The sequence below is a fragment of the Mycolicibacter acidiphilus genome (assembly GCF_018455725.1).
Lineage (GTDB): Bacteria > Actinomycetota > Actinomycetes > Mycobacteriales > Mycobacteriaceae > Mycobacterium > Mycobacterium acidiphilum.
The window spans coordinates 1-4,901 of record NZ_JAHCLR010000062.1 but is presented as its reverse complement, the minus strand read 5'-3'; the positions used below and the strand labels follow the sequence as shown (position 1 = coordinate 4,901).

At 71.5% G+C, this 4,901-nt stretch carries 4 protein-coding genes; 1 reads left to right on the top strand and 3 read right to left on the bottom strand.

Going from position 1 to position 4,901, the window contains the following annotated elements; genetic code table 11:
- From KIH27_RS19940 to KIH27_RS19930, 3 genes are all read right to left on the bottom strand, one after another.
- A partial coding sequence (locus KIH27_RS19940) for a DUF222 domain-containing protein (RefSeq protein WP_214094710.1) occupies positions 1-469 on the bottom strand: 469 nt, incomplete at its 3' end.
- 56 nt (positions 470-525) lie between these two features.
- Entirely contained in the window at positions 526-1,566 is a 1,041-nt protein-coding gene (locus KIH27_RS19935; protein WP_214094709.1) for an LLM class F420-dependent oxidoreductase, read from the bottom strand.
- A 26-nt stretch (positions 1,567-1,592) separates the two neighbouring features.
- On the bottom strand, positions 1,593-2,462 hold the full coding sequence (locus KIH27_RS19930; protein ID WP_214094708.1) for a helix-turn-helix transcriptional regulator: 870 nt from the start codon (positions 2,460-2,462) through the stop codon (positions 1,593-1,595).
- Positions 2,463-2,710: 248 nt separating this feature from the next.
- Between KIH27_RS19930 and KIH27_RS23075 the strand changes: the two genes are divergently transcribed.
- Positions 2,711-4,901, top strand: a 2,191-nt coding sequence (locus KIH27_RS23075; protein ID WP_372451434.1) for a PGRS repeat-containing protein, incomplete at its 3' end; no start/stop codon positions are given.

The window sequence follows — 4,901 nt, the reverse complement described above, 5'->3', positions numbered from 1 at the left end:
CGCGATCCCGGCGTGCTGTGCTGACACCGGCTGGGATCTTCGCATGCGCTTTGCGGGCGATCACCACATGTTCGGGGCCGATGTGCCCGGCGGCCTGTTCGGCGGCCAGCGCCGGCAGTCGCGGTGGCAGGGGTTGGCCACCGAGGGTGGTGCGGGGGCCGAGGTCGGCGGCCTCATCCACCCGGCGGCGCGCCTCGCTACCGCTGATCCGCAACCGCTCGGCGAGGCCTTTGACCAGTGAGCAGGCACCCAGCGCAGTGGTGTGTCCCTCGGCGGTCAGTCGGGCCAGGATGCGGTGGTCGATCACCGGTGCCTGCCAGGCCAGTGCTTCTCGTCGGGCCAGCACCGCCACCAACTCCGCGGTGCTCAACGCGTCGAACGAACACTGTGCCAACCGGGCGGACGCCACCTCGATCGCATCCAGGCATCCCAGGATCGTCTCCCGATCGGCGAACGCGTCCCTACCCATACATCGAACACTAGTGCGAACTACCGACAAGTTCCGGTCTGGAGTCCAACCGTCGATCAGGTCAGCTCACGCAGCGTCTCCACATACCGCACTGCCTCGGCCGGATCCGCACTGAGCGGGGCCACCAGCAGCGTCGTCACCCCGGCCGCCGCGAACGCCGCCACCTGCTCGGCGACGAAGCCGCGCGGCCCGATCAGTGACACCGCCCGCACCAGTTCGTCGGGAACCGCCGCAATCGCCTCGGTCTTGCGCCCGGACAGGAACAGCTCCTGGATCCGGTCGGCGACCTCGCCGAACCCGTAGCGGGTGGCGACGTTGTGGTAGAAGTTGCGGCCCCGTGCACCCATCCCGCCGATGTACAGCGCCAGCTGCGGTTTGGCCCAGGCGAGCCGATCCTCGACGTCGTCGCCGATCGCCAGCGTCACCCCGACCATCACGTCCAGCGGTCCCAGCGCCGGGTCGCGTTTGGCCGAGCCCGCCGCCAGTGCCGGCCCCCACACGTCGTGTGCCTTCTCCGGGTGGAAGAACACCGGCTGCCAGCCCTCGGCGATCTCCGCGGTCAGCTCGACGTTTTTCGGACCCAGTGCGGCGATCGAGATCGGAATCGACTGTCGCACCGGGTGATTGATCAGCTTCAGCGCCTTGCCCAGCCCGGTGCCGTGCTCGGCCGGCAGCGGCACCTGGTAGTTCTTGCCGGTGTACTGCAGCGGGGCCTCACGGCGCCACACCTGTCGGCAGATCTCCACGACCTCGCGGGTGCGGCCCAGCGGTGCGTCGAACGGCAGCCCGTGAAAACCCTCCACCACCTGCGGCCCGGAGGTGCCCAGCCCCAGCCGGAACCGGCCGTCGGAGACGAAGTCCAGCCCGGCGGCCGTCATCGCCAGCAGCGACGGGGTGCGGGTGTAGATCGGCAGCACCCCGGAGACCAGTTCGACCGTCGACGTCTTCGCCGCCAGGTATCCCAGTTGGCTGACCGCGTCGTACGAGTACGCCTCGGCCACCGCGACCGCGTCGATGCCGACCCGCTCCAGCTCGACCACCTGCTCGGCGGCCTCTTTGAACCCACCGGAATACCCCAGTTGCACACCGATTCGCATCCATGAGGAATACCAGAAGGCCGGCGTTATCGCGGGGCCGCTCCGGGAACGGGCTGACTGCGCCAACTGCTCGGTGAGGTGCCGTGTGCCTGGCGGAAGACCCTGGTGAAATACCCCGGATCGGGCAGCCCGACCTGATCGGCGACGTCGGCGATCGGCAGGCGGGTGTCGGTCAGCAGCCGGCGCGCCTCACCCATCCGGCGTTCGGTGATCCACTCCAGGACCGTGCGTCCGGTGCGGTTGCGGACCAGGGTCGTCAGGTATCCGGGTGAGACCGCGACGTCGCGGGCCACCTCCGCCAGGGAGAGCGGTTCGCGGTAGCGCCGGTCGATCGTCTTGAACACGTCGTCCAGCAGCGGTTCGTGGTGGTGGCGGCGGGTGTCGCCGACATGGTGGGCCAACCGGGCGACGTCGGTCAGCAGCAGCGTCAGGTGCGCCAGCACCGCCTCGCGGAACCCCTCGGCGCGGGTCTTGAGTTCGGACTTCATCGAATCGAGGGTGGCCTTGAACGCCGGCCGGCGGGCTTCTGGCAGTTCCAGGCGCAGCAGGCCGCCCGCGCGTTCGTGCAGGAACAGCCAGAGCAGCGGATGTGATCGCCAGGTCAGCCAGGGGGACGCCCCGTCGTCGCCGAGCGCGTCCGAGTTGAAGAACACCGCGACCCCGTCATCGGTGCTCTCCACGTGCCCCGGGTCGATGGTGGCGCCCATCGCGACGATGTAGACGGCGCGGGTTCCGTGGTCGAACCACAGCGCCGGGAAGTTGTGGATCTGTCCCCGCGGGGACAGCGTGTCGTGGCCGACCCGGGCCACTACGACCGGCGGGATGTGTGGATCGGGCGGGTACTCGTACACCCGCACGCCGCCGCGCTGACGCGCCATCCGGGCGGCGTAGTTCATGTTTACGAGAATACTCCTGACCTAAGGAAAATTATCCTATTTCACAGATTGATATTGATCGAAGATGGAGTCATGTCGGACGTGTTGCGTGCATCACAGTTAAATCCAGCGGGTTCGACGGATTGTTTATGCACGTCACACGTTATTTCCGGGTTGCCGACGCGGGCGGAGCCGACGGTATCGCCGCAGATCAGACTTATTTACCGCTGGGCAAGATGATTGCCACTGTCACAGGAAGGTCTTGATACATGAGCCGTCTTCACAGCAGTCAGCGTGATCCGCAGGGCCGGGTGGGGCAGCGGCGTAACCGTACGATCGGCGCCGGCAGCGCGGTCGCCGCGTTCCTGGCGTTCGGGATGGCTCCGCTGGCGACGGCGCCGGTAGCCCACGCCGACGGCGCCGACCTGTTCAACCTCGACTGGCTCACCGAGATGTTCGCTCCGACCGACGCCGTCGTACCCCTCGACCTGCACGCGGGCGCCGCCGAGGGCCTGAGCTTCGACATGACCAGCCTGATGGACCAGTGGTTCTACACACCGCTGCACATGGGTGTCCAGGCCTGGATCACCAGCGACTTCGGTCAGATGATCGACAACTCCATCAACGAGATGTCCGGCCTGTACCTGATCGGCAACGGCATCGCCGGCACCGCGCTCGACCCCGATGGTGGTGCGGCGGGCCTGTGGCTCGGTGACGGCGGTGCCGGCTGGGACAGCAACGCGGCCGGTGTCGGCGGCGGCGACGGGGGCGACGCCGGCTGGTTCGGCAACGGTGGCGCCGGCGGTGACGGCGGTGCCGGGGCCGACGGCGGCGCGGGCGGCATCGGCGGTGCGTTCATGGGTGTCGGCGGCGCCGGTGGCGCCGGCGGCAACGCGATTGTCGACGGGTTCAACGGCGGCCACGGCGGTGACGGCGGCGCGGCGGCCGGCTGGTTGTTCGGTAACGGCGGCGCCGGCGGGGTGGGCGGTAACGGCGCCAACGGCGTGGCCGGGACGTTCTTCAACGGCGGTAACGGTGCCGGTGGTGCCGGCGGCAACGCGGGCGCCGGCGGTGACGGCGGCCGCAGCGGATTCACCTACGGCAACGGCGGCAATGGCGGTGCGGCAGGCACGGCCGGCAACGGCGGCGCCGGGGCGGAAGGCGACGCCACCCACCACGACGGCGGCCTCGGCGGCCGAGGCGGCGCCGGGGCCAACGGCGGCGCGGGCGGCGACAAGTTCGACGGCTCGAAGGGCTCGGCCGGCACCTACACCGACGGCAGCGACGGCGGCAAGGGCGGCAACGGCGGTGACGCCGCCAAGGACTCGGCCGGCGACTTCCTGGGCAAGGGCGGCAACGCCGGCGCCGGCGGCAAGGGTGGCAACGGCGGCTTCCTGGGCGGCGCCAGCGATGTCTCGCAGAGCGCGGCCGGCGGCGACGGCGGCGTCGGCGGACACGGCGGCGCGGGCCTGTCCGGCGGCAACGGCGGTGCTGGCGGAGCCGGCGGCACCGGCTACATGAGCGACAGCGGTGGTGACGCCGGCGCCGGAGGTAACGGCGGTGACGCGACCAACGGTGTCGCCGGCAACGGCGGCTTTGGCGGTGCCGGCGGCGGTGTCAGCGGCGATGGCGCCCTGGGCAAGGCCGGTACCGGCGGGGCCGGCGGTGACGGCGGCAACGGCGCCACCGACGACGCCACCGTCAAGACCACCGGCGGCAACGGCGGCGTCGGCGGCGGCGGCGGCTACGCGGCCGGCAACGACGGCACCGGCGGTGACTCCGGCAAGGGCGGCGACGGCGGCACCGGCACGTTCAAGGGCGGCAACGGCGGTGCCGCCGGCGCATCGGGCAGCAGCCCCAAGGGCGCCGGCGGCCAGACCGCCGACGGCGGTGACGGCGGTGACGCCACCGGCTGGAACGACGGGACGGGCACCTACAGCCAGGGCGGCAACGGCGGCCAAGGTGGCCGCGGCGACGGCGACATCGCCGGCGGCAAGGGTGGTGACGGCGGCAACGGCGGTACCACCGGGATCAGCGTCGGCGGCAACGGCGGCCAAGGTGGCGTGGGTGGTACCGGCGGCACCGCTGGGCTCGGGGTACCCCAGAACCCCGGTGGTGACGGCGGCGCCGGCGGCACCGGTGGTAACGGCACGGCGATCGGCGGCAACGGCGGCAACGGGGGTGTCGGCGGTCAGGGTGGCGGCACCCCGAGTAACGGCGGTGCGGGCGGTAACGGCGGCAACAGCGCCGGGGCCGCGGTCCAGGTCGGCAACCCACTTGGTTTGGCGGCCGGTAGCGAGCACGCCGGCAATGGCGGCAACGGCGGCGGCGGCGGCATGAGCGCGGATGGCCCGGCCGGTACCGGCGGGGTGGGCGGCAACGGCGGCTCGGGTGCCGGCGCGGTCGACGGCGGCAACGGCGGCACCGGCGGCACCGGCGGGTCGGGCAGCGGCGGTGTCG